This is a genomic window from Sphingomonas corticis, assembly GCF_012035195.1.
Taxonomy (GTDB): domain Bacteria; phylum Pseudomonadota; class Alphaproteobacteria; order Sphingomonadales; family Sphingomonadaceae; genus Sphingomonas; species Sphingomonas corticis.
Window position 1 is genome coordinate 108,837 of record NZ_JAAVJH010000001.1, and the last position, 21,400, is coordinate 130,236.

18 protein-coding genes are annotated in these 21,400 nt (G+C 70.4%); 2 read left to right on the forward strand and 16 right to left on the reverse strand.

Annotated features, from left to right (window positions below; all coding sequences use genetic code 11):
- Positions 1–398 precede the first annotated feature (398 nt).
- From HBH26_RS00595 to HBH26_RS00665, 15 genes are all read right to left on the reverse strand, one after another.
- Positions 399–1,259, reverse strand: coding sequence for a helix-turn-helix domain-containing protein (locus HBH26_RS00595; RefSeq protein ID WP_168132621.1), 861 nt, complete (start codon positions 1,257–1,259; stop codon positions 399–401).
- A 47-nt stretch (positions 1,260–1,306) separates the two neighbouring features.
- Entirely contained in the window at positions 1,307–1,939 is a 633-nt protein-coding gene (locus tag HBH26_RS00600) for a response regulator transcription factor (RefSeq protein WP_168132622.1), read from the reverse strand.
- Positions 1,926–3,461 (reverse strand): PAS domain S-box protein, encoded by a 1,536-nt coding sequence (locus tag HBH26_RS00605; protein WP_168132623.1) that lies wholly within the window; start codon positions 3,459–3,461, stop codon positions 1,926–1,928. Before HBH26_RS00605 ends, HBH26_RS00600 begins: the two co-directional genes overlap by 14 nt.
- Before the next feature lie 5 nt (positions 3,462–3,466).
- Complete coding sequence (locus HBH26_RS00610) at positions 3,467–5,170, reverse strand: glycogen debranching enzyme (RefSeq protein ID WP_168132624.1); 1,704 nt, start codon at positions 5,168–5,170, stop codon at positions 3,467–3,469.
- Positions 5,167–6,786 carry an alpha-D-glucose phosphate-specific phosphoglucomutase gene (locus HBH26_RS00615; RefSeq protein WP_168132625.1) on the reverse strand — a complete coding sequence of 540 codons (1,620 nt, stop codon included), beginning with the start codon at positions 6,784–6,786 and terminating at the stop codon, positions 5,167–5,169. The genes HBH26_RS00610 and HBH26_RS00615 overlap by 4 nt, the downstream gene beginning before the upstream one ends.
- On the reverse strand, positions 6,783–8,219 hold the full coding sequence (gene glgA / locus HBH26_RS00620; RefSeq protein ID WP_338057196.1) for a glycogen synthase GlgA: 1,437 nt from the start codon (positions 8,217–8,219) through the stop codon (positions 6,783–6,785). Before glgA ends, HBH26_RS00615 begins: the two co-directional genes overlap by 4 nt.
- A gap of 2 nt (positions 8,220–8,221) precedes the next feature.
- The gene (glgC, locus tag HBH26_RS00625; protein WP_168132626.1) at positions 8,222–9,505 is read right to left on the reverse strand and encodes a glucose-1-phosphate adenylyltransferase; all 1,284 of its coding nucleotides are present in this window, start codon (positions 9,503–9,505) and stop codon (positions 8,222–8,224) included.
- A 183-nt stretch (positions 9,506–9,688) separates the two neighbouring features.
- On the reverse strand, positions 9,689–11,854 hold the full coding sequence (gene glgB / locus HBH26_RS00630) for a 1,4-alpha-glucan branching protein GlgB (protein WP_168132627.1): 2,166 nt from the start codon (positions 11,852–11,854) through the stop codon (positions 9,689–9,691).
- Positions 11,851–14,265, reverse strand: a complete 2,415-nt coding sequence (locus HBH26_RS00635) for a glycogen/starch/alpha-glucan phosphorylase (RefSeq protein WP_338057216.1) — start codon at positions 14,263–14,265, stop codon at positions 11,851–11,853. Before HBH26_RS00635 ends, glgB begins: the two co-directional genes overlap by 4 nt.
- A gap of 149 nt (positions 14,266–14,414) precedes the next feature.
- On the reverse strand, positions 14,415–16,208 hold the full coding sequence (locus HBH26_RS00640) for an acyl-CoA dehydrogenase C-terminal domain-containing protein (RefSeq protein WP_168132629.1): 1,794 nt from the start codon (positions 16,206–16,208) through the stop codon (positions 14,415–14,417).
- 1 nt (position 16,209) lies between these two features.
- Positions 16,210–16,674, reverse strand: a complete 465-nt coding sequence (locus HBH26_RS00645) for a MerR family transcriptional regulator (RefSeq protein ID WP_168132630.1) — start codon at positions 16,672–16,674, stop codon at positions 16,210–16,212.
- A 30-nt stretch (positions 16,675–16,704) separates the two neighbouring features.
- Positions 16,705–17,190 carry a hypothetical protein gene (locus HBH26_RS00650; RefSeq protein ID WP_168132631.1) on the reverse strand — a complete coding sequence of 162 codons (486 nt, stop codon included), beginning with the start codon at positions 17,188–17,190 and terminating at the stop codon, positions 16,705–16,707.
- Positions 17,187–17,546: a phosphoribosyl-AMP cyclohydrolase gene (gene hisI, locus HBH26_RS00655; protein WP_168132632.1), complete on the reverse strand. Its 360-nt coding sequence runs from the start codon at positions 17,544–17,546 to the stop codon at positions 17,187–17,189. Before hisI ends, HBH26_RS00650 begins: the two co-directional genes overlap by 4 nt.
- A gap of 41 nt (positions 17,547–17,587) precedes the next feature.
- Complete coding sequence (locus HBH26_RS00660; protein ID WP_168132633.1) at positions 17,588–18,292, reverse strand: hypothetical protein; 705 nt, start codon at positions 18,290–18,292, stop codon at positions 17,588–17,590.
- Positions 18,293–18,311: 19 nt separating this feature from the next.
- A complete protein-coding gene (locus tag HBH26_RS00665; RefSeq protein ID WP_168132634.1) occupies positions 18,312–18,563 on the reverse strand; it encodes a DUF7218 family protein in 252 nt (83 codons plus the stop codon).
- 111 nt (positions 18,564–18,674) lie between these two features.
- Between HBH26_RS00665 and purF the strand changes: the two genes are divergently transcribed.
- Both purF and HBH26_RS00675 read left to right on the forward strand, forming a co-directional pair.
- A complete protein-coding gene (gene purF, locus HBH26_RS00670) occupies positions 18,675–20,141 on the forward strand; it encodes an amidophosphoribosyltransferase (protein ID WP_168132635.1) in 1,467 nt (488 codons plus the stop codon).
- Between the two features lie 8 nt (positions 20,142–20,149).
- Positions 20,150–20,869 carry an SDR family NAD(P)-dependent oxidoreductase gene (locus HBH26_RS00675; RefSeq protein WP_168132636.1) on the forward strand — a complete coding sequence of 240 codons (720 nt, stop codon included), beginning with the start codon at positions 20,150–20,152 and terminating at the stop codon, positions 20,867–20,869.
- 15 nt (positions 20,870–20,884) lie between these two features.
- On the opposite strand, the gene HBH26_RS00680 is transcribed toward HBH26_RS00675, so the two are convergent.
- Positions 20,885–21,400 (reverse strand): GNAT family N-acetyltransferase, encoded by a 516-nt coding sequence (locus HBH26_RS00680; protein ID WP_168132637.1) that lies wholly within the window; start codon positions 21,398–21,400, stop codon positions 20,885–20,887.

Sequence of the window (21,400 nt, forward strand, 5' to 3'; positions counted from 1 at the left end):
CAGGAATGAGCTGGTGGACGGGCAATGGTTAACCGATTGCGTTCCCGCGTTAGCGATGTCGGCCTGATGCTAAAATTTGCGCTGGCCTGTCCTAATATCGCCCGGAGTTCCTGCGATTCCGCGGCACTCACTGAAGGTCGCGAGCTCTTCGTGAAGAGGCAGGATCGTGACCCTATGTTCGCGTTGCTGCCAGTCTCCAAAAATCTGATCTTCAACGATTTTTGCGCTCGTTCCGCCTTGTTGCTCAACATGCCGGCTTTGTTGACGAAGCGCCCGTCCCGAATACATCGACCGCCCGAGAACTTGCCGCAAGCGTCTGGGATCTCACGTTTTCTCACATAGATCAGGATCAGGTCGCGTGATGCCGACCAGTGGTCGCGACATCGGAAGGGCGACGGCTAGCCGATTCGCTCGTCGGAAGGCCGACCGGCGGCCGTCTTCCGGAACTGAGCGGGCGTGACGCCGACGTTCTTGCCAAAGACGCGGGAGAAGTAGCTCTGGTCCTCGAACCCGGCGGCCCGCGCGATGCTGGCGATCTGGCGACCCCGCTCCGCCGGACTGGCGAGCAGCCGGCGGGCGAGCGCCAGTCGCTGGGCCAGGATCGCGCGGGTCGCCGTCGTGCCGGCGGCGGCGAAGAGCGAGGAAAGATGGCGCGGCGACAGCCGCATCGCCGCGGCGAGCGCGGCGGGCGAGAAGGCGGGATCGGCCAGGTTCGCCGCGATCAGCAGCTCCGCCCGCGCGAGCAGTGAGGACGTGTGCGCCGAATAGGCGCCATCCCCGTTTCTGGCGGCCAGACTGCCGGCGAGATCGGCGATGAGCGCCAGCAGGCGTGCGGCCACCATTTCGTCGGCGAGGCCGAGCCGGTGCAAGTCGCTTCCCACGTCCCACTGGCGCCGGATCAGCCCGGCGAGCGGATCCTGCCCGGCCAGCGAGGTGACGGCGTTCACGTTCCGCCCGTCGATCGGCGGGACGACGACGCGGCGATCGAGGGGCAGCATCCGCGCGGTCCAGCCGGTCGCGCCGGCGAGGGTGACGGAGGAAGCGAAATCAACCAGCGCCAGATCGTCCGCGCGCATCGTCGCGATGTGATCGCCATGGGTGACGCGGAGCTCGGCGAGCGGCCACAGGAGAGCGATGCCGCGGTCCGCCGCGGGCACCGCGTCCGACGCCAGCGTCCGCTCCCGCCAGCGCGCCAGCTCCGGGCGCTCGCCGGGCGAGGCGCCCGCCGTCCCTCTCCTTACGCCATCGCAACGATCCATTCACCCGGCATAGAACATGGCCGTACCGGCACTATCCGTAGAAACCCCTAGTCTGTCGGCTCCATCCCGCCCAACCCCGCGACGAAGGCGATGCGCAGCGCATGGGACAGACTCTGCACCTCCAGCCGCGCCATCACGTTGGCGCGGTGGATCTCGACCGTGCGCGGCGAGATGCCGAGCCGCTGCGCGATGCTCTTGTTCGACAGGCCGTCGGCCAGGCCGGTCAGCACCTCGCGTTCCCGCGCGGTCAGCATCGCCACCGCCGAGCGCGCGCGCTGTGCGGCGGCGGAACGGTCGCGGGCGCCGGCAAGCTTGTCCAGCGCATCGGAGAGCGCGGCGAGCAGCACCGCCTTCTCGGCCGGTTTCTCGAGGAAATCGACGGCGCCCGCCTTCATCGCGCGGATCGCGGCGGCCATGTCGCCATGGCCCGTCATCATCACCGCCGGCATCCCCACTCCGGCGCGGGCCAGCCGGTCGAGCACGGCCATGCCGTCCATCTCCGGCATCCGCAGGTCAAGCAGGATGCAGCCGGGCTGCATCCCGTCCAGCGCCTCGACGAAAGCGAGTCCGGAAGCCCACTGGTCGGTCGTGAAGCCATTGAGGCGCAGCAGCACGGCGGTCGACCGGCGCACCGCGCCGTCGTCGTCCACGATGTGGACGTGGCGGCTAGGCGCGGTCATGCGCCGGGTGCGCGATCGGGAGGGTGAAGCCGACACGCGTTTTTCCGTCCCGGCGGGTTGCCGCGATCGCGCCGCCGTGCACCTCCACGATCGTGCGGCAGATCGACAGCCCGATGCCCATGCCGTCCGCCTTCCCGGTGGTGAAGGGGAGGAACAGGGTGTCGGCGACGTCCGCGGCGATGCCCGGGCCGGTATCCTCAACGCGCACCTCCACCATCGCGCCCTGCCGGCGGGTGGCGATCGACAGGACGCGCGGCTCGGCGTCGGCCATCGCTTCCACGGCGTTGCGCATCAGGTTGACGAGGACCTGATGGATCTGGATCCGCTCGATCAGCACCGCCTCCCCGCCGTGGCCCAGGTCGAGCCGCAGCGTCACGCCGCGCTGTTCCAGCATGTCGGCCAGCATCCGGCAGGATTCGCCGACGACAGCGGCGAGGTCGCAGGGCAGGCGGTCCAGTTCCCCACGGGCGACGAAGTTGCGCAGCTGGCGCACGATGCCGCCGGCGCGCAGCGTCTCCTGCACCACGCCTGCGAGCGCCTCGTCGATAGGCCCGGCGCCGGCCTGTCGCGCGAGCAGGTCGCGCGACGCCTCGGCGTAGTTGATCGCCGCCGCGATCGGCTGGTTCAGCTCGTGCGCCAGCGCCGATCCCATCACGCCCAGCACGCTGGCGCGTGCCGCCTGCGCGAGCTTCGAGCGCAGGTCGTCGAGTTCGCCGAGGGTCCGCTCGCGCTCGGTCAGGTCGCGCATGAAGATGATGAAGCTGCTCGCCCCGCCCGTCCCCATCCGATCGATGGCAAGTTCGCAGGCGAAGGTCGCGCCGTCGCTGCGCCGCCCCAGCACGCGCCGCCCCACCAGCGGCGGCGTGGCCGCCTCGAACAAGTCCGTGCCGGCTTCGGGTTGCAGCAGCACGCCGACGTGTCGCCCGACGACATCGCCCTCCGCATGGCCGAACAGCCGCTCCGCCGTGCGGCTGAAGGAAGCGATCCGCCATGCGGCGTCGACGAGGATCATGGCGTCCGGCACGGTGGCGAGCACGGCGGCGAGCTGGCTCTCGCGCTGCTCGATCGCGGCCTGCGCCACCCGTTGCTCGGTGATGTCGCGCACCACCTTGCCGAACCCGCGCAGCTCGCCGCCCGGTCCGCGCAGCGCGGTGATGGTGACGTTGGCGAGGAAGCTGGACCCGTCCTTGCGCATCCGCCAGGTCTCTTCCTCGAACCTGCCCAGCGCGGTCGCGCGCGCGAGGTCGCGCGCGGGCTTTCCCGCGGCAACATCCTGCGGCAGGTAGAACAGGTCGCTCGAGCGGCCGACGATCTCGCGCTCGCACCAGCCCTTGATCCGCTGCGCCCCGCGGTTCCAGATCGCCACCCGGCCCGCGGGATCGAGCATGTAGATGGCGTAGTTCATCGCGCCGTCGATCAGCAGCGTCAGCGCCTCGTCCGTCGGCAATTCGGCGCCGGTCGGCGCGGGCGCGCGATCGGCCTGCGGCAGCGGCGATCGCACCCGTTGGAGCAGGCGTCGCAACGGCGTCACTCCGGCGCCGCGGCGCGGGGCATCGCCTCATCGCTGTCAATCGCGACGGAGCGCGCCGCGCGATCGATGCGGACGCGCGTGCCGGGCAGGCGCATCTCGAAGCCGTCGGTGCCCGCCCAATCCTCGTCGCGCATCGGCTGCCCGTCCAGCCGGAACCAGCGCGCGTCGTGGCGGATCGCCGGGTCTGCGAGGGTCGCCGTGCGCCGGCGCGCGAGATCGGCGACGAACGCCTCCAGCGCGCGGTCGCGCCCGTCCCAGTCGAGCCAGGTCGTCGCGTTCTGCTGCGCATAGGCGTTGTTGTTGCCGCCCTGCGTGCGGCCGAACTCGTCCCCGGCAGTCAGCATGATCGTGCCGCGGGTGGCGTAGAGCGTCGCCAGCAGCGCGCGCGCGTCCGCCGGATCCCCCTGCCCCTCGGTGCCGGCATTCCACGACACCTCGCCGTGGTGGCCGTCGCGGTTGTCCTCGCCGTTGGCGTGGTTGTGCCGACCGGCGTAGGCGGTGACGTCGGCGAGCGTGAAGCCGTCGTGCGCGGCGACGAAGCTGACCGAGCGCGTCCGTTCCGCGCCGAAGAGGTCGCTCGACCCAGCCAGCCGCGTGGCGAGGGCGCCCGCGGAGCCGTCGCCGCGCCAGAAGCGGCGCACGTCGTCGCGGTAGCGGTCGTTCCACTCCAGCCAGGCCGGCGGAAAGGCGCCGAGGAAATAGCCGGCGCAGTCCCACGGCTCGGCGATCATCACCCGCCGCGACAGCAGCGGGTCCGCCGCGACCGCCGCCAGGAACGGGCCGTGCGGCGAGAAGTCCGGTCCGCGCGCCAGCACGGGGGCAAGATCGAAGCGGAAGCCGTCCACCCCCGCCTGCGCGACGAAGTGCCGCAGCGTGTCGAGCGCGAGGTCGCGCACCGCGGCCTGGCCGAAATCGAGCGTGTTGCCGGTGCCGGCCACGTTCGCGAGCGAGCCGTCGGCGTGGGTTGCGTAGGCGGCGGGATCGAGCCCGCGCAACGACAGCGTCGGACCGTCGAGATCGCTCTCGCCGGTGTGGTTGAGCACCAGGTCGAGGATCACGCCGATCCCCTCGCGCCGCAGCGCCGCCACGGTCCCGCGCAGTTCGGCGATGCCGCCGGGGGCGAGGCGCGGATCGAGCGCCATCGGCACGACGGGATTGTAGCCCCAGGCATTGGCAAGGCCGAGCGGCGGCAGGTGGCGCTCGTCGATCCAGGCGGTGATCGGCATCAGCTCCACCGCCGCCACGCCGATCCGCCTCAGGTGCGCGACGACGGCGGGATGCGCCAGCGCGGCGACCGTGCCGCGCTGCGCGGCGGGCACGTCCGGATGCCGCTGCGTGAAGCCGCGGACGTTCACCTCGTAGATGAGGCCGCCGGGGCGGAAGACGACGGGCTCATCGAGCGGCGGCAGCGGGGCGGAGACGATCGCGCGCGGCACGAGGTCCGCGGTGTCCGCGCCCGCGTCGGACAGGCGCGGGTCGTAGCGGAACGGCCGGTCCAGCCGCGTCGCGCGCGGGTCGACCAGAAGCTTGCCGGGCGCGAGATCGGTGCGCAGGCCGTAGCGGGCACCCTCCGGCGCCGGCACCTCCACGACCCAAACCTCCCCGGCGCGCGCCATCGGCACGCGGGTCTCCGCGCCATCGTCGAACAGGCACAGCCACACCGCCCCCGCGGTGGGGGCGCGCACGGTGAAGCGTGTCACGTGATGACGTCGGGCCGATCGCGCCCGGTGTGGCGACGGATGCCGGCAAGCTCCTCCGCGGCGGCGACGATGTCCGCCAGCCGCTCGGTGGTGTCGCCGTCGAGGTCGCCGCCGGCCGGCTCGTAGCGTTCAAGGTAGACGCGCAGCGTGGCCCCGCTGGTGCCGGTGCCCGACAGGCGGAAGACGACGCGGCTGCCGCCCGCGAACAGGATGCGGATGCCCTGCCGCTCGCTGACCGAGCCGTCGGTCGGGTCGTGATAGGCGAAATCGTCCGCGGTCTCGACGGTCAGCCCCGCCACCGTCGTGCCCGGCAGCTGCGCCAGCCGTGCGCGCAGCCCGGCGACCAGGGCATCCGCGCCCTCCTGCGCCACGCCCTCATAATCGTGGCGCGCGTAATAGTTGCGGCCGAAGCGCGCCCAATGGTCGCGCGCGATCGCGTCCACGCTCTTGCCCGTGGCGGCGAGGATGTTGAGCCACAGCAGCACCGCCCACAGCCCGTCCTTCTCGCGCACGTGGTCGCTGCCGGTGCCGGCGCTCTCCTCTCCGCAGATCGTCGCCATGCCGGCGTCGAGGAGGTTGCCGAAGAACTTCCACCCGGTCGGCGTCTCGTAGGCGGCGATGCCGAGCGCGTCTGCCACCCGGTCCGCCGCCGCGCTGGTGGGCATGGAGCGCGCGATCCCCTTCAGCCCGGCGGCATAGCCCGGCGCGAGATGCGCGTTGGCCGCCAGCATCGCCAGGCTGTCCGACGGCGTCACGAAGCGACCCCGGCCGATGATGAGGTTGCGGTCGCCGTCCCCGTCCGACGCGGCGCCGAAATCGGGCGCGTCGGGCGCCATCATCGCGTCGTAGAGCGCGCGGGCGTGGACCAGGTTGGGATCGGGATGATGCCCGCCGAAATCCTCCAGCGGCTCCCCGTTCATGATCGAGTCCGCGGCGAAGCCGAGGCGGTTGACGAGGATCTCGCGCGCGTAGGGGCCCGTCACCGCGCTCATCGCGTCAAAGCGGATCGAGAGGCCCGCGGCGCGGATCGCCGCGAAGTCGAACAGCCGCTCCATCAGGTCGGCATAGGCGGCGACGGGATCGACCACCTCCACGGGCATCCCGCCCACCATGGTCTCGCCGACCGCGTCGAGATCGACGTCGGCATCGTCGGTCGTCAGGTAGCGGTCGATCGTCCGCGTGCGCGCGTGGATCGCCTCCGTCACCTTCTCCGGCGCGGGGCCGCCGTTGGCGATGTTGTACTTGATGCCGAAATCCTCGTCCGGCCCGCCGGGATTGTGGCTGGCCGACAGCACCAGGCCGCCGATGGCGCCGCGGGTCCGGATCAGGTTCGAGGCGGCCGGGGTGGACAGGATGCCGCCCTGCCCCACCAGCACCCGGCCGAAGCCGTTCGCCGCGGCCATGCGGATCGCGCGCTGGATCACCGAGCGGTTGAGGTAGCGCCCGTCCCCGCCGATCACCAGCGTGGCGCCCGCCTTCCCGTCCACCGCGTCGAACACCGCCTGGACGAAGTTCTCCGCGTAGTTCGGCTGCTCGAACACGCGCACCTTCTTGCGCAGCCCGGAGGTGCCGGGCTTCTGGTCGTCGTAGGGCGTCGTCTCGACGGTCCGTGTCACATTAATCCCCCGTAGAGCCGGGCGTAAGCGAGGCCGCTCGCCGCCCAGGAAAAGTCCATCCTCATGCCACGCCGCTGGATCGCGGCCCAGCGTTCCGGCTGGCGATACAGTGCCACGGCACGCTGGATCGCCCCCGTCAGGCACGGCGCCGAGACAGGAGCGAACATGACGCCCGTCGCCACTTCCGCGGCCAGCGCCGCGACATTGGCGTCGATGATCGTGTCCGCCAACCCGCCGGTCCGCGCCACCACCGGCACGCAGCCATAGGCCAGGCCATAGAGCTGTGTCAGCCCGCACGGTTCGAAGCGCGACGGGATCAGGATCGCGTCGCTGCCGCCCTGCAACAGGTGCGAGAGCGGCTCGTCGTAGCCGATGCGCACGCCGACGCGGCCGGGGTGCCGCTCCCCGGCGAGATAGAAGGCCTGCTCCAGCCCGAGATCGCCCGAGCCGAGCACCGCCAGTCGCCCGCCCATGCCGACCAGCGCATCGATGCACTCGGCCAGCACGTCCATGCCCTTCTGCCACGTCAGGCGGCTGATGACGCAAAAGACGGGTCCGTCGCCCGGGTCGAGCGCGAAGGCCGCCTCCACCGCGCGCTTGTTGGCCGTGCGGCGGGCGAGCGTGCGGACCGAGTAGCGTTGCGCCAGCGCGCCGTCCGCTTCCGGACTCCACACCGCGGGATCGATGCCGTTGACGATGCCGCTGACGCGGTCGGCGCGTGCCGCGATCAGGCCTTCCAGCCCCATGCCGAACTCCGCCGAGCGGATCTCCTGCGCGTAGCTGGGGCTGACCGTGGTGATCGCGTCGGCGCTCTCCAGCCCGCCCTTCAGGAAGCCGACCCCGCCGTAATATTCGACCCCGTCGATCGCGAAGGCGGCGTCGGGCAGGCCCAGGTGCGGGAAGACGCCGGCGTCGAAGCGGCCCTGGAAGGCGATGTTGTGCACCGTCACCACGCTCCTGGCGACCGCGTCGGTGGCGGGGGCGTAGCGCAGGTAGGCGGGGGCGAGGCCGGCCTGCCAGTCGTGCGCGTGGAGCACGTCGTACGACCGGCCGGACACCCCACCCGAGGCGAGGTCCGCCGCCGCCCGCGCCAGGGCGGCGAAGCGGCGCCAATTGTCGTCGAAGTCGCGGCCCGACGGCGCGGCATACGGTCCACCGTCGCGAGTGAACAGCTCCGGCGCCTCCAGCACCAGCAGCGGGTGGCCGGACAGCTTGCCCGCCAGCAGCCGCGCCGGCGTGCCGAGCAGGTCCGGCCAGCGATGGACCACCTTCGCGCGCCCCAGCGCCTTGAGCACCGCGGGATAGCCCGGCAGCAGCGTGGTCACCTCCACGCCGTGCGGCGCCACCGCCGCGGGAAGCGCGCCCGCGACATCGGCCAGCCCGCCGGTCTTCACCAGCGGGTAGGCCTCCGACGCGACGGACAGGACGCGCACGGCTACAGCCGGTCGATCATCGGCTGGGTGATGAGGCAGATGCCCTTGTCCGTCCGGCGGAACCGGCGCGAATCCAGCTCGGGATCGTCGCCCACCACCAGCCCGTCCGGGATGACGACGCCGCGGTCGATCACCACCCGCCGCAACCGCGAGCCGCGGCCGATGTGGCAGTGCGGCAGCACGACCGCCTCGTCCAGCATCGCGAAGCTGTGCGCCCGAACGCCGGTGGACAGGAGCGAGCGGTGGATCGACGCGCCGGAGACGATGCAGTCGCCCGACACGAGGCTGGCCACCGCGGAGCCGCGGCGGCCGTCCACGTCGTGGACGAACTTGGCGGGCGGCGTGATTTCCGAATAGGTCCACAGCGGCCAGGTGCGGTCGTAGAGGTCGAGCTGCGGCACCACGTCGGTCAGGTCGATGTTCGCCTCCCAATAGGCGTCCACCGTGCCCACGTCGCGCCAATAGCTGCCGGGCTCGCCCTCCGCACGGACGCAGGACGCGCCGAAGCGGTGCGCCTGCGCCCTGCCGTGCTTCACCAGATGCGGGATGATGTCCTTGCCGAAATCGCGGCTCGACCCTTCCGTGTCGGCGTCGCGGCGCAGTTCGTCGAATAGGAATCGGGTGTTGAAGACGTAGATGCCGAGGCTGGCCAGCGCGATGTCCGGATTGCCGGGGATGGCGGGCGGATCGGCGGGCTTCTCGACGAAATCGACGATGCGATCGGCCTCGTCCACGTGCATCACGCCGAAGCCCACCGCCTCCATCCGCGGCACCTCCATGCAGGCGACGGTAACGTCGGCGCCGCTGTCGACATGCTGCTGGAGCATGATCTCGTAATCCATCTTGTAGATGTGGTCGCCCGCCAGGATGACCATGAATTCCGGCGCGTAGCTCTCGATGATGTCGATGTTCTGGAAGACGGCGTCGGCAGTGCCTTCGTACCATTGGAACTCGCTGACACGCTGCGACGCGGGCAGGATGTCGAAGCTCTCGTTGCGTTCGGGCCGCAGGAAGTTCCAGCCGCGCTGAAGATGCCGGATCAGCGAGTGCGCCTTGTACTGCGTCGCCACGCCGATGCGGCGGATGCCCGAATTGATCGCGTTGGACAGCGCAAAGTCGATGATCCGGCTCTTTCCGCCGAAATAGACCGCCGGCTTCGCGCGCGTATCGGTCATCTCGTGCAGGCGGCTGCCGCGCCCGCCGGCGAGTACGTAGGCCATGGCGTCGCGTGCCAGCGGCTGTCCTCTGCGATGATCCACTCGTCTTTCCTCTCCGTGCCGCACCATTGTCGATGGCGCCGTCGCTACCTATCTATTCGTCCCATTCGATGGGAGAAAACGCCATGACCGCCGATCCGCGGTCGATCGAGACCGCCGCCGTGTTCCGCGGCCTGATGGTCGCCGTGCTGCCTTCGCTGGCGCTGTGGAGCGCCATCGCGCTGCTGCTGCGCGAGGTGTTCTGACGCGCCGTCACGCGCGATATTCCAGCATGATCGTCGCCAGCGGCGGCAGCGACACCTCCGCCGCACCGTCGCGCGCCACCACGCCGCCCAGGTTGCCCAGGCCCGATCCCCAGTAATCGTGCGCGTCCGAGTTCAGGATCTCGCACCAGCGCCCGTCGTGCGGCAACGGCACGCGGTAGGGCACGCGTGCGACCGGGGTCATGTTGCAGATGACGGCGACCGGCGCGGCGCCGGGCGCCTTGCGCAGCCACACGAAGACCGAGTTGGCGGCGTCGTCTGCCACCAGCCACTCGAACCCCTCCGGCTCGCAATCGCGCGCGTGGAGCGCGGGGCAGTCGCGGTAGAGGCGGTTCAGGTCGCGCACCAGCTTGCGCACGCCGTCGTGCGCGGCCGATTGCAGCAGGTGCCAGTCGAGCGCGCGCTCCTCGCTCCACTCCCGCCGCTGTGCGAACTCCTGCCCCATGAACAGCAGCTTCTTGCCGGGATAGCCCCACATCATCGCCAGGAAGGCGCGCAGGTTGGCGAACTGCTGCCAGTCGTCGCCCGACATCTTCGTCAGCAGCGAGCCTTTTCCGTGCACCACCTCGTCGTGGCTGAGCGGCAGCACGAAATTCTCGCTGAAGGCGTACATCAGGCCGAAGGTGACGGCATCGTGGTGGTGCCGGCGATGCACCGCGTCGCGCGCCATGTACTGGAGCAGGTCGTGCATCCAGCCCATGTTCCACTTGAAGCCGAAGCCCAGGTTCGTCCGCGGCGCCTCCTTGAGCGCGGGCTGGCTGACGCCGGGCCAGGCGGTCGATTCCTCCGCGATCGTGAACACGCCGGGATGCGCGCCGTACAGCGCGCGGTTCACCTCGCGCAGGAAGTCGACGGCTTCCCAATTCTCCCGCCCGCCCTCGCGATTGGGGATCCACTCGCCCGCCTTCCGGCTGTAGTCGCGGTAGAGCATCGAGGCGACCGCATCGACGCGCAGCGCGTCCACGTGGTAGCGCTCCGCCCAGAACAGCGCGTTGGCTACGAGAAAGGACGCCACCTCGCGCCGGCCGAAATTGTAGATCGCGGTGTTCCAGTCGGGATGGAAGCCGAGCCGCGGGTCCTCGTGCTCGTATAGCGCGGTGCCGTCGAACCGGGCGAGGCCATGCGCGTCCGTGGGGAAATGCGCGGGCACCCAGTCGAGGATCACGCCCACGCCCGCGCGATGCGCCCCGTCGACGAAGCGCGCGAACCCCTCGTGATCGCCGAAGCGCGCCGATGGCGCGTAGAGCCCGGTCGTCTGATAACCCCACGACGGATCGTAGGGATGCTCGCTGATCGGCAGGAACTCGATGTGCGTGAAGCCCATCGCGACGACATAGGGGATCAGCCGGTCCGCCAGCGCGTCCCAGGTGAGGAACCAGCCGTTCTCGTCGCGGTCCCACGATCCGGCATGGACCTCGTAGATCGAGAGGGGAACGCGTCGCGGGTCCACCGCGGCCCAGGCCGCGCGATGGTCTTGGTCGCCCCATTCGTGGTGGGGCGGGCCGGTGACGAGGGAGGCGGTGGCGGGGCGCAGCTCGGCGGCGAAGGCGAAGGGATCGGCCTTCAGCGGCTGCTCCACCCCGTCTGCGCCGATCAGATGGTATTTGTACGCCACACCCGGTGCGATGTCGGGCAGGAAGATCTCGAACACGCCCGTGTCGCCGCGCCGTCGCATCGCGTGGCGGCGCGGATCCCAGTCGTTGAAGTCGCCGACCACCGCGACGCGTCGCGCATTGGGGGCCCACACGGCGAAATGCGTGCCGCGCACGCCGTCGTGCTCGATCGGGTGCGCGCCCAGCTTGTCGTGCAGCCGCCGGTGCGTACCCTCCGCCATCAACACGTCGTCGATGGGACCGAGGACCGGACCGAAGCTGTACGGGTCGGTCACCCACCACTCGGCACCGCGACCGCGCGCGCGGTAGCGCAGCGGCTGCGGTGCGCCCGCGATCGTGCCCTCGAACAGTCCCGCCGGGTCGACCAGCGCGAGCGTGCCCAGCATGCGGCCGTCCAGCGCCTGCGCCTCCACCGTCTCCGCCCCCGGGATCCACGTCCGCGCGAAGGTGCCGCCCGGGCCCGAATGCGCCCCCAGCAGCGCGAAGGGATCGGCGTTGCGCCCCTCCAGCAGCGCGGCGATCGCGGCGGCGGGGGGCTTCACATCACGCCCCAGATCTCGCGTGCATAATCGGCGATGGTGCGGTCGGAAGAGAACCAGCCGACGTTCGCGGTGTTGAGGATCGCCGAGCGGCCCCACCCCGCACGGTCCGCCCAGCGCCCGTCGACCTGACGCTGGGCCGCGGCATAGGCGTCGAAATCGGCGGCGACCATGAACCAATCATGGTCGTACAGGCCCTGCACGAGCCCCTTGTAGCGGTCGGGATCGTCGGGCGAGAAGACGCCGCTGGCGATCGCGTCCAGCGCCTGCGCCAGGTCGCGCGAGCGCTCGATCGCCTCGCGCGGGACGTAGCCGCCGGCGCGCTTGGCCGCCACCTCCTCGGCGGTCAGGCCGAAGATGACGATGTTCTCGTCGCCGACGTGATCCCTGATCTCGACGTTGGCGCCGTCGAGCGTGCCGATCGTCAGCGCGCCGTTCAGCGCGAACTTCATGTTGCCGGTGCCCGACGCCTCCATCCCGGCGGTGCTGATCTGCTCGCTGAGGTCCGCCGCGGGCACCATCTTCTCCGCCAGGCTGACGTTGTAATTGGGCACGAAGGCGACCTTCAGCAGCCCGCCGATCGCCGGGTCGGCGTTGACGCGGCGCGCGACGTCGTTGGCCAGTTTGATGACCAGCTTGGCATTGTGATAGCTCGACGCCGCCTTTCCGGCGAACAGCTTCACCCGCGGCGTCCAGTCGCGCTCGGGATGGTTGCGGATCTGGTCGTAGAGGACGACGGTCTCGATCAGGTTGAGCAGCTGGCGCTTGTACTCGTGGATGCGCTTGATCTGCACGTCGAAGATCGCGTCGGGATCGAGGCGCACGCCCATCGCCTCGCGCAGATGCTGCGCGAGTGCGACCTTGTTCGCGCGCTTCACCGCGGCGAAGCGGTCGCGGAAGCCGGCGTCCTCGGCCAGCGGCGCCAGCGCGGACAGCGCCTGCGCGTCGTCCATGAACGCCTCCCCGATCCCGTCCCGCACCAGCGCGCAGAGGCCAGGGTTGCACTCGTGGAACCAGCGGCGCGGGGTGATGCCGTTGGTCTTGTTGTTGATGCGGTCGGGATACAGGCGATGCAGGTCGGCGAACACCGTCTGCTTCATCAGGTCGGTGTGCAGCGCCGCGACGCCGTTCACCGAATGCGCGCCGGCGAAGGCGAGGTTGGCCATGCGCACGCGCCGCTCTCCCGCCTCGTCGATCAGGCTGATGGCGGCGATGGCGCGATCGTCGATGCCTTCCCGCCGGCGCGCCTCCTTCAGCAGCTTGGCGTTGATCGCGTAGACCAGCTGCATGTGGCGCGGCAGCAGCCGCTCGAACAGCGGCAGCGGCCAGCTCTCGAGCGCCTCGGGCAGCAGGGTGTGGTTGGTGTAGCCGAACGTCGCCTTGGTGATCTCCCACGCCTCGTCGAAGCCCAGGTCGTGGTGGTCGAGCAGCAGCCGCATCAGCTCCGCGACGGACACCGCCGGATGGGTGTCGTTCAGCTGGATCGCGGCCTTGTCGGGCAGGGTGCGGATGTCGCCGAAATACTGGACGTGGCGGCGCACGATGTCCTGGATCGAGGCGGAGCTGAAGAAATATTCCTGCCGCAGCCGCAGCTCCTGCCCCGCGGCGTTTGAATCCGCGGGGTAGAGGACGCGCACCAGCGTCTCCGCGCGCGTCTGCGCCGCCAGCGCGCCGACGTGGTCGCCGGCGTTGAACTTGTCGAGCTTGATCGGATCGAACGCACGCGCGCTCCACAGCCGCAGCGTGTTGACCCGCCTGCCGCGCCAGCCGACGACGGGCGTGTCATAGGCGACCGCCTCCACCGCCTCGGCGGGTTTCCAGTGGACCTGGCCGTTCTCGTTGCCCGTCACCTCGCCGCCGAAGCCGACGAAATAGGCGCTCTCGCGGCGCTCGAACTCCCACGGGTTGCCGTGCGCCAGCCACGTTTCCGGCAGCTCCACCTGCCAGCCGTCGTCGATCCGCTGGCGGAACATGCCGTTCACGTAGCGGATGCCGTAGCCGTAGGCGGGCAGGTCCAGCGTCGCCAGGCTCTCCATGAAACAGGCGGCAAGCCGGCCGAGCCCGCCGTTGCCCAGCGCCGCGTCGGGCTCGATCTCCTCGATCTCCGCCAGATCGACGCCGAGTTCGGCGAGCGCGGCGGCGATCTCCCCGGTCTTCTGCAGGTTCGACAGCGTGTCGCGCAGCAGCCGGCCGATCAGGAATTCGAGGCTGAGATAATAGACCCGCTTCGCCCCCGCGGCGTGCGCCGCCTTGGTCGATTCCATCCAGCGCTCGATGATCTCGTTGCGCACGGTCAGGATCGTCGCCGCCAGCCAGTCGTGCGGACGCGCCGCCTGCTCGTCCTTGCCGATGCGGTGGACCAGCGTGTCGACGATGGCATTGGCCAGGCTGCCGCGTTCGCTGATCGGCCTGATGGTGACGGGAGCGTGCAAGCGAGGATTCTCCGATACGGTCGAAGAACGAACGTAGCGGGCGCGGAAAGGTTGTCACCTGCGGATACGTATGCGGAGATTTCCGCACCTGTCGGCAGCGCCGGGCGATCCGGCGCTGCCGACGCGGAACGTCAGAACATCTCCACCGGCAGCGCCATGATCGCGTCCACGCCGCCCTCGATCTGGCGGCGCAGCGCGCCCGCCTCGGGCAGCACGCGCTCGGCGAAGAAGCGCGCGGTCATCAGCTTCGCGTCGAGGAACGCGGCATCGCCCTCCCCCGCCGCCTTCAGCCGCGCCGCGGCGCTGGCCATGCGCAGCCACATCAGGCCCACGGCGACCACGCCGACCAGGTGCATGAACGGCACCGCGCCCGCGCCGACGTTGTTGGGATCCTTCATGCCGTTCGCCATGAACCACATCGCCGAGGCCTGCAGCTCGCCCGCCGCCTTCTCCAGCCGGGCGGCGAAGTCCGCGGTGGCGGCCTCGCCCTTCGCCGCGGCGATCTCCTCGCCGACCAGCTTCGCGAAGGCCATCACCGCGCGTCCGCCGTTCTGCGCCAGCTTGCGCCCGGCGAGGTCCATCGCCTGCACGCCGTTCGTGCCCTCGTAGATCATCGCGATCCGCGCGTCGCGCACGTATTGCTCCATCCCCCATTCCTGGATGTAGCCGTGCCCGCCGTAGACCTGCTGCGCGTCCGTGGCGATCTGATAGCCCTTGTCGGTGCCCACGCCCTTGATGACGGGGGTGAGCAGGCCGAGCAGGTCGCCCGCCAGCTGGCGTTCCTCCTCACCCTCGGCATGATGCTCGAGGTCGGCCTGCAACGCCCCCCACAGGCACAGCGCGCGCAGCCCCTCGGTCCACGCCTTCGCGTTCATCAGCATCCGGCGCACGTCGGGATGGACGAACAGCGTGTCCGCCTTTTCCTCCGGCTCGGCCGGGCCGGTCAGCGCGCGGCCCTGGCGGCGGTCCTTCGCGTACTGGACCGCGTTCTGGTACGCCGTCTCGGCGACGCCCAGCCCCTGCAGGCCGACGCCCAGCCGCGCCGCGTTCATCATGATGAACATGGCGGCCAGCCCCTTCATCTCCTCGCCGACCAGCCAGCCGGTCGCCCCGTCGTAGTTCATGACGCAGGTGGCGTTGCCGTGGATGCCCATCTTGTGCTCGATCGAGCCGCACGACACCGCGTTGCGTGTCCCCAGCGAGCCGTCCGCGTTAACCATCACCTTGGGCACCACGAACAGGCTGATGCCCTTCGAGCTGTCCGGCGCGCCCGGCGTCTTCGCGAGGACCAGGTGGATGATGTTGTCGGTCAGGTCGTGCTCGCCCGCGGAGATGAAGATCTTCGTGCCGGTGATCGCGTAGCTGCCGTCGCCCTGCGGCTCCGCGCGGGTGCGGATGAGGCCCAGGTCGGTGCCGCACTGCGGCTCCGTCAGGTTCATCGTGCCGCCCCACTCGCCCGAGACCATCTTGGGCAGGTAGGTCGCCTGCTGCTCGGGCGAGCCCTTCACCACCAGCGCGGCGATGGCACCATGGGCGAGGCCGGGGTACATGGCGAAGGCCATGTTCGCGGAAATCATGTACTCCTGGAACGCGGTGGAGACGACGTGCGGCATCCCCTGGCCGCCGAACGCCTCCGGCGCACCCAGCGTGCCCCAGCCCGATTCGACGAAGCGGGCATACGCTTCCTTGAAGCCGTCGGGCGTCGTCACGCGGCCGTCGGCATGGCGGGTGCAGCCCTGCTGGTCGCCCGACTGGTTCAGCGGGAACAGCACCTCCGCGACGAAGCGCCCGCCCTCCTCCAGCACCGCGTCGATCGTGTCGGGCGTGGCGGCGGAGAAGCCGGCGAGGTTGGCGTGACGGTCCAGCCCGAGGACATGGTCGAGCACGAAGCGCGTGTCGCGGATCGGCGGGGTGTATTGCGGCATGTCAGCGGTCCTCTTGCATCTCTTCCAGCAGCGTCACGAAGTCTTCCAGCTCCGCGATCGCCGCATCGATATCCTTCTTCTGCTGGTGCAGCGTGACGATGCGGTCGCGACAGCGCTCCGCCGTCACCGCGCGCTGCGCCGCGCGCCCGTCGCCCAGGTCGTACAGGTCGATCATCTCGCGGATCTCGCCCAGGCTGAAGCCCACGCGCTTGCCGCGCAGGATCCAGGCGAGCCGCGCGCGATCACGGTGCGAGTAGACGCGGGCGACGCCGCGCCGCTCGGGCGCGATCAGCCCCTCGTCCTCATAGAAGCGCAGCGCGCGAGGCGTCACGCCGAACTCGGTGGCGAGATCGGTGATGGTGAAGGCCTCGCGATCGGCGCGCGGCGTGACGCTCGCGTAGGCCGAGGAGGCGGCCGAGGCGGCGGCCGAGGTCGCGGTGGGGGCGGGGCCGGCAGAAGCGCTCATGCCTCCGCTTAGCTTCCGCTTACGTGAACGTCAATCTCCGCAAAGCAGCCTGCCGTCGGCGCCGCGGACCTGCCGCGCCTCCGCCGACGCGTCGCTCAGCCGCTCCGCGGTGAGTGCCGTGAGCGAGGCGCGACCGGTGCAGGCAGCGTCGCACGCCGCGGGCAGGACCGCGGGAAAGGTGACGCGATCCGCATCGACCTGAACGTCGAACCGGCATCCCTCGCCGGCGTCGACGGACAGCGGCGCGCGCCCGCTGGCGCTCCCGCGTGCGACGCAGCGCTGCCCCTCGCCATAGTCGACGCTGGCGCCGACGCGGTAGCCGCCGCCGGCGGGCACGACGCAGACCTGATCGCCGCCGTTGCGATAGACGCCGACCGGCGTCGCCTGCCCGTCCGCGGCCACCAGCCCGCGCGCGCGCGCCGCCTGCTCCAGCGCCGCGCCGCCGGAGCGGTCGGCCTGCGGCTCGGGCGATCCGCATCCGGCCAGCAGCAGCAGCCCCGCGAGCGCGCGGGTCAATCCGCCCGCTCCAGCCCGTCCGGCGTCAGCCGGCGATAGAAGCAGCTTGCCGCCCCGGTGTGGCAGGCGGGCCCCGCCGGATCGCAGATCAGCCACAGCGCATCCTGATCGCAGTCGACGCGCATCTCGACCACGCGCATGACGTGGCCGGAAGTCTCGCCCTTCTTCCACAGCCGTGCCCGGCTGCGCGACCAGAAGGTGGCCTCGCCCGTCGCGCGGGTTGCCGCGATCGCCTCCGCATTCATGTGCGCTACCATCAGCAGCGCACCGGAGCGGTCGGTGACGACGGCGGTGAGGAGGCCGGCGGCGTCGAATTTGGGCAAAAACGCCGTGCCGGTCTCGCGGGGGTCGGTCATCCGGGTCGCTTACTCCACCGGGCGGCACGCGCAAGCGAGCATCAGAACGGCGGCGGGATCTCCGCCTTGATCCAAACCCGCGTGATGCGTCCGCGCTCGCGCGTGATGATGCCGGTCGTGTAATTGCCAGCGACGAAGCCGACATTGTCGATCCCCTCCCCTGAGGGAAGCGCCCGTCGCACGGCGTCGGGGATGCTACCGAGCCGGGCAGCATCGAGCGCAAGGGTGATCCGATCCAGCGGCAGGTTTTTGGCGGCTTCCTCGCCTGAGGCGAAGCGCTCGCTTGTGAAATCCGCTGGCAGCCGGTCGATGAACGTCACCGCGTAAGACGCGCGCCGCGCGCGCCGGGCACGATCGAAATCGCGAATGACGCTGCGGGTCACGGCGCTCTGATACGCGCCGTAGCGCGCGTCGCCGCCGACGCAATCGTTGCCGAAGCGATGATGCTGGGCGGTCGAATCAAGCACGACGGTTGCGGCTGCGCCGGGATTGACGATCCGCATCTCGATGCTGGTGCGTTGGCAGAAACCGGGCTCCCCGGGTTCTGGCGTCGTCTCGAGCCGGACGTGAAGCTGCGGTGAAAAGCCCGGAGGCAGCGGTACCCTCCCCTGCGAGCCGATGCGGACATGATCGACCGGCGGGTGGCCAGGCTTAAGCATCGTATCCGCCACAATGGGGGGCGGCATGGACGCTGCGAGGCTCCCGATTTCGACCGGCCCCTCTCGCGCGGCGATCACCTGCGCCACGAACAACCAGCCCGACACCTCAACGATGCCCCCGTATCGCCTTCACCAACGCGGCCTTGTCCATCTTCGACCGCCCCTCGATGCCGATCTCACGCGCTTCGTCCATCAGCGCCTTCTTCGTGCGGTCCTCCAGCCGGGTCGACTTGTGGTCGAGCGTACCCGCGGCCTTCGCATTGGCGATGCGCGCCGCCTTCTCCTTCGATTCGCCCTGCTTCCTCAGGTCCTCGTAGAGCTTGTCGTCCTTGATCTGCGGTCCGTGATCCTTCGCCATCGCCTGTCTCCCTCACGCGCACGAACCGGCGAGCGCCTTCTTCGCTCCGGATGACATTCGCGCGACAGTCGCTATATGCGGCCCTGCCCCGCCGCCACGCGAGCCTTCCCGATGCTGACCACTCATCCGTTCGAGCCCGAAGACGGCGACCATCTGCGCGAGGAGTGCGGCGTCTTCGGCGTTTCCGGCAGCGAGGGCGCCGCGGCGCTGGTCGCGCTCGGCCTCCACGCGCTGCAGCATCGCGGGCAGGAGGCGGCCGGGATCACGACCTGGGACGGGCACGACTTCCACACGCACCGTGCGATGGGCCATGTTGCTGGCAATTTCGACCGCGACGAGGTGATCCGCGCGCTGCCCGGCGCCGTCGCGTGCGGGCACGTCCGCTACTCGACCACCGGCGAGACCGCATTGCGCAACGTCCAGCCGCTCTACGCCGAACTGGCGAGCGGCGGCTTCGCGGTGGCGCACAACGGCAACCTGTCCAATGCGATGCGGCTGCGGCGCGAGCTCGTCCGCCGCGGCTCGATCTTCCAGTCGACCAGCGACACCGAGGTCATCATCCACCTCGTCGCGACCAGCCAGTACCGCACCCTGCTCGACAAGTTCATCGACGCGCTGAAGCAGGTCGAGGGCGCCTACGCCCTGATCGTGATGACGCCCGACGGCATGATCGCCTGCCGCGATCCGCTGGGCATCCGCCCGCTGGTGATGGGCAAGCTGGGCGAGACGATCATCTTCGCCAGCGAGACGGTGGCGCTGGACGTCGTCGGTGCGGAGTTCGTCCGCTCGGTGGAGCCGGGCGAGCTGGTGATCGTGCAGGGCACGCAGACGCGCTCGATCCGCCCGTTCGGCGAACAGGCGGCGCGGCCGTGCATCTTCGAGTGGGTGTATTTCAGCCGTCCCGACTCGATCGTCGACGATCACTCGGTCTACTCGGTCCGCAAGGAGATCGGCGCGCAGCTGGCGATCGAGGCGCCGGTGGAGGCGGACCTCGTCATCCCCGTGCCCGATTCGGGCGTGCCCGCCGCGATCGGCTACGCGCAGCAATCGGGCATCCCGTTCGAGCTCGGCATCATCCGCTCGCACTACGTGGGCCGCACCTTCATCCAGCCGGGCGACAAGGTCCGCCACCTGGGCGTGAAGTTGAAGCACAATGCCAATCGCGCGCTGATCCAGGGGAAGCGCATCGTCCTGATCGACGATTCGATCGTGCGCGGCACCACCTCGCTGAAGATCGTGCAGATGATGCGCGAGGCCGGCGCGGCGGAAGTGCACATGCGGATCGCCAGCCCGCCGACGCGGCATTCCTGCTTCTACGGCGTCGACACGCCGGAGCGCGCCAAGCTGCTCGCCGCCAAGCTGGACGTGGGCGGGATGACCGACTTCATCCACGCGGACAGCCTCGCCTTCGTGTCGATCGACGGCCTGTACAAGGCGCTGGGCGAGAGCCACCGGGCGGACATCCGTCCGAAATACTGCGACGCCTGCTTCACCGGCGACTATCCGACGACGCTGACCGACCACGACGAAGTCGCGACCGAGGACCAGTTCGCGCTGCTGGCGGAACGGGTGAACTGAAGCCCGGGATGACCGACGTGACCAAGCCCCTCGCCGACAAACTCGCCCTCGTCACCGGCGCGAGCCGCGGGATCGGAGCCGCCACCGCGATCGCGCTGGGCGCCGCGGGCGCGCACGTCGTCCTGACCGCGCGCACCGCGAGCGGGCTGGAGGAGGTGGAGCAGGCGATCTTCGACGCCGGCGGCTCCGCCACGATCGCGCCGCTGGACCTGACGCAGACCGATTCGATCGCGCGGCTGGCGACGGCGATCGGCGAGCGGTGGAACGCGCTGGACGTGTTGGTGCTGAACGCGGGGATGCTCGGCACGCTGGCGGCGGTGCCGGCGATCGATGCCAAGGAGCTGGCGCAGGTGCTGACGCTGAACGTCTCCGCGCCCGCGGCGCTGATCCAGGCGTTCGATCCCATGCTGCGCCGCTCCGCCGGGGCGCGGGTGATCGGCGTCACCTCCTCGGTCGGGCGCACGCCGCGGGCCTATTGGGGCGCGTACGGCGCGTCGAAGGCGGCGTTCGAGACGCTGCTGGGTGCCTATGGCGACGAGATGGCGGAGATCAGCAAGGTGCGCATCGCGGTGCTCGACCCCGGCGCCACGCGCACGAAGATGCGCGCGCGTGCCTATCCCGGCGAGGACCCGGCCTCGGTGAAGCCGCCGGAGACGGTGGCGGAGCGGATCGTGGCGCTGGCGATGGACGGTTTCGAGGCGAACCATCGGGAGCGGGTGGAGGCGTAAGGCGCCGCCGGACGCTCAGAGGTCGCGCGCGAAGATCAGGTCATCGTGCCATGTCGCGCCGACGAGGAAGCGGCGCGTGCCGACGACGGCAAATCCCTGCTTCGCGTAGAAGCGCTGCGCCCGCGCGTTGCCGCCGTACACGCCGAGCAGCAGCCGCCGATGCCCCGCACCACGCGAGTCGTCGATCGCGCGGGCCATCAGCGCCGGGCCGAGCCCGCTGCCGTGCAGCGGGGCGAGCACGTAGATGCGCTTCAGCTCGATGTCGCCGTCACGGGGCTCGACCGGCAGGTCCGGTGTCGTCAGCAGGGTGTAGCCGACCGGCGCGCCGCCCGACACCGCCTCGGCAAGCGTCGCGATCGCACCGGCGGCGAGGTAGCGCAGGAACGCGGGCGGGCCGCTCTGCTCGCGGACATGGACGACAATGTCCTGCCCGTCGAGGACGCCCGCGAACGCCTCGAGAAAGGTCGCGCCCGCGACGAGCGACAGGCGGGCGCCATCGCCCTCCCCCGCGCGTCGCAGGCGCCAGTCCAT

Coding starts and splice junctions, on each gene's coding strand:
- HBH26_RS00595 (WP_168132621.1), bottom strand. CDS start 1,259: ATGGATCGTTGCGATGGCGTAAGGAGAGGGACGGCGGGCGCCTCGCCC.
- HBH26_RS00600 (WP_168132622.1), bottom strand. CDS start 1,939: ATGACCGCGCCTAGCCGCCACGTCCACATCGTGGACGACGACGGCGCG.
- glgC (WP_168132626.1), bottom strand. CDS start 9,505: ATGGTGCGGCACGGAGAGGAAAGACGAGTGGATCATCGCAGAGGACAG.
- HBH26_RS00640 (WP_168132629.1), bottom strand. CDS start 16,208: ATGCCGCAATACACCCCGCCGATCCGCGACACGCGCTTCGTGCTCGAC.
- HBH26_RS00645 (WP_168132630.1), bottom strand. CDS start 16,674: ATGAGCGCTTCTGCCGGCCCCGCCCCCACCGCGACCTCGGCCGCCGCC.
- hisI (WP_168132632.1), bottom strand. CDS start 17,546: ATGACCGACCCCCGCGAGACCGGCACGGCGTTTTTGCCCAAATTCGAC.
- HBH26_RS00665 (WP_168132634.1), bottom strand. CDS start 18,563: ATGGCGAAGGATCACGGACCGCAGATCAAGGACGACAAGCTCTACGAG.
- purF (WP_168132635.1), top strand. CDS start 18,675: ATGCTGACCACTCATCCGTTCGAGCCCGAAGACGGCGACCATCTGCGC.
- HBH26_RS00675 (WP_168132636.1), top strand. CDS start 20,150: ATGACCGACGTGACCAAGCCCCTCGCCGACAAACTCGCCCTCGTCACC.
- HBH26_RS00680 (WP_168132637.1), bottom strand. CDS start 21,400: ATGGACTGGCGCCTGCGACGCGCGGGGGAGGGCGATGGCGCCCGCCTG.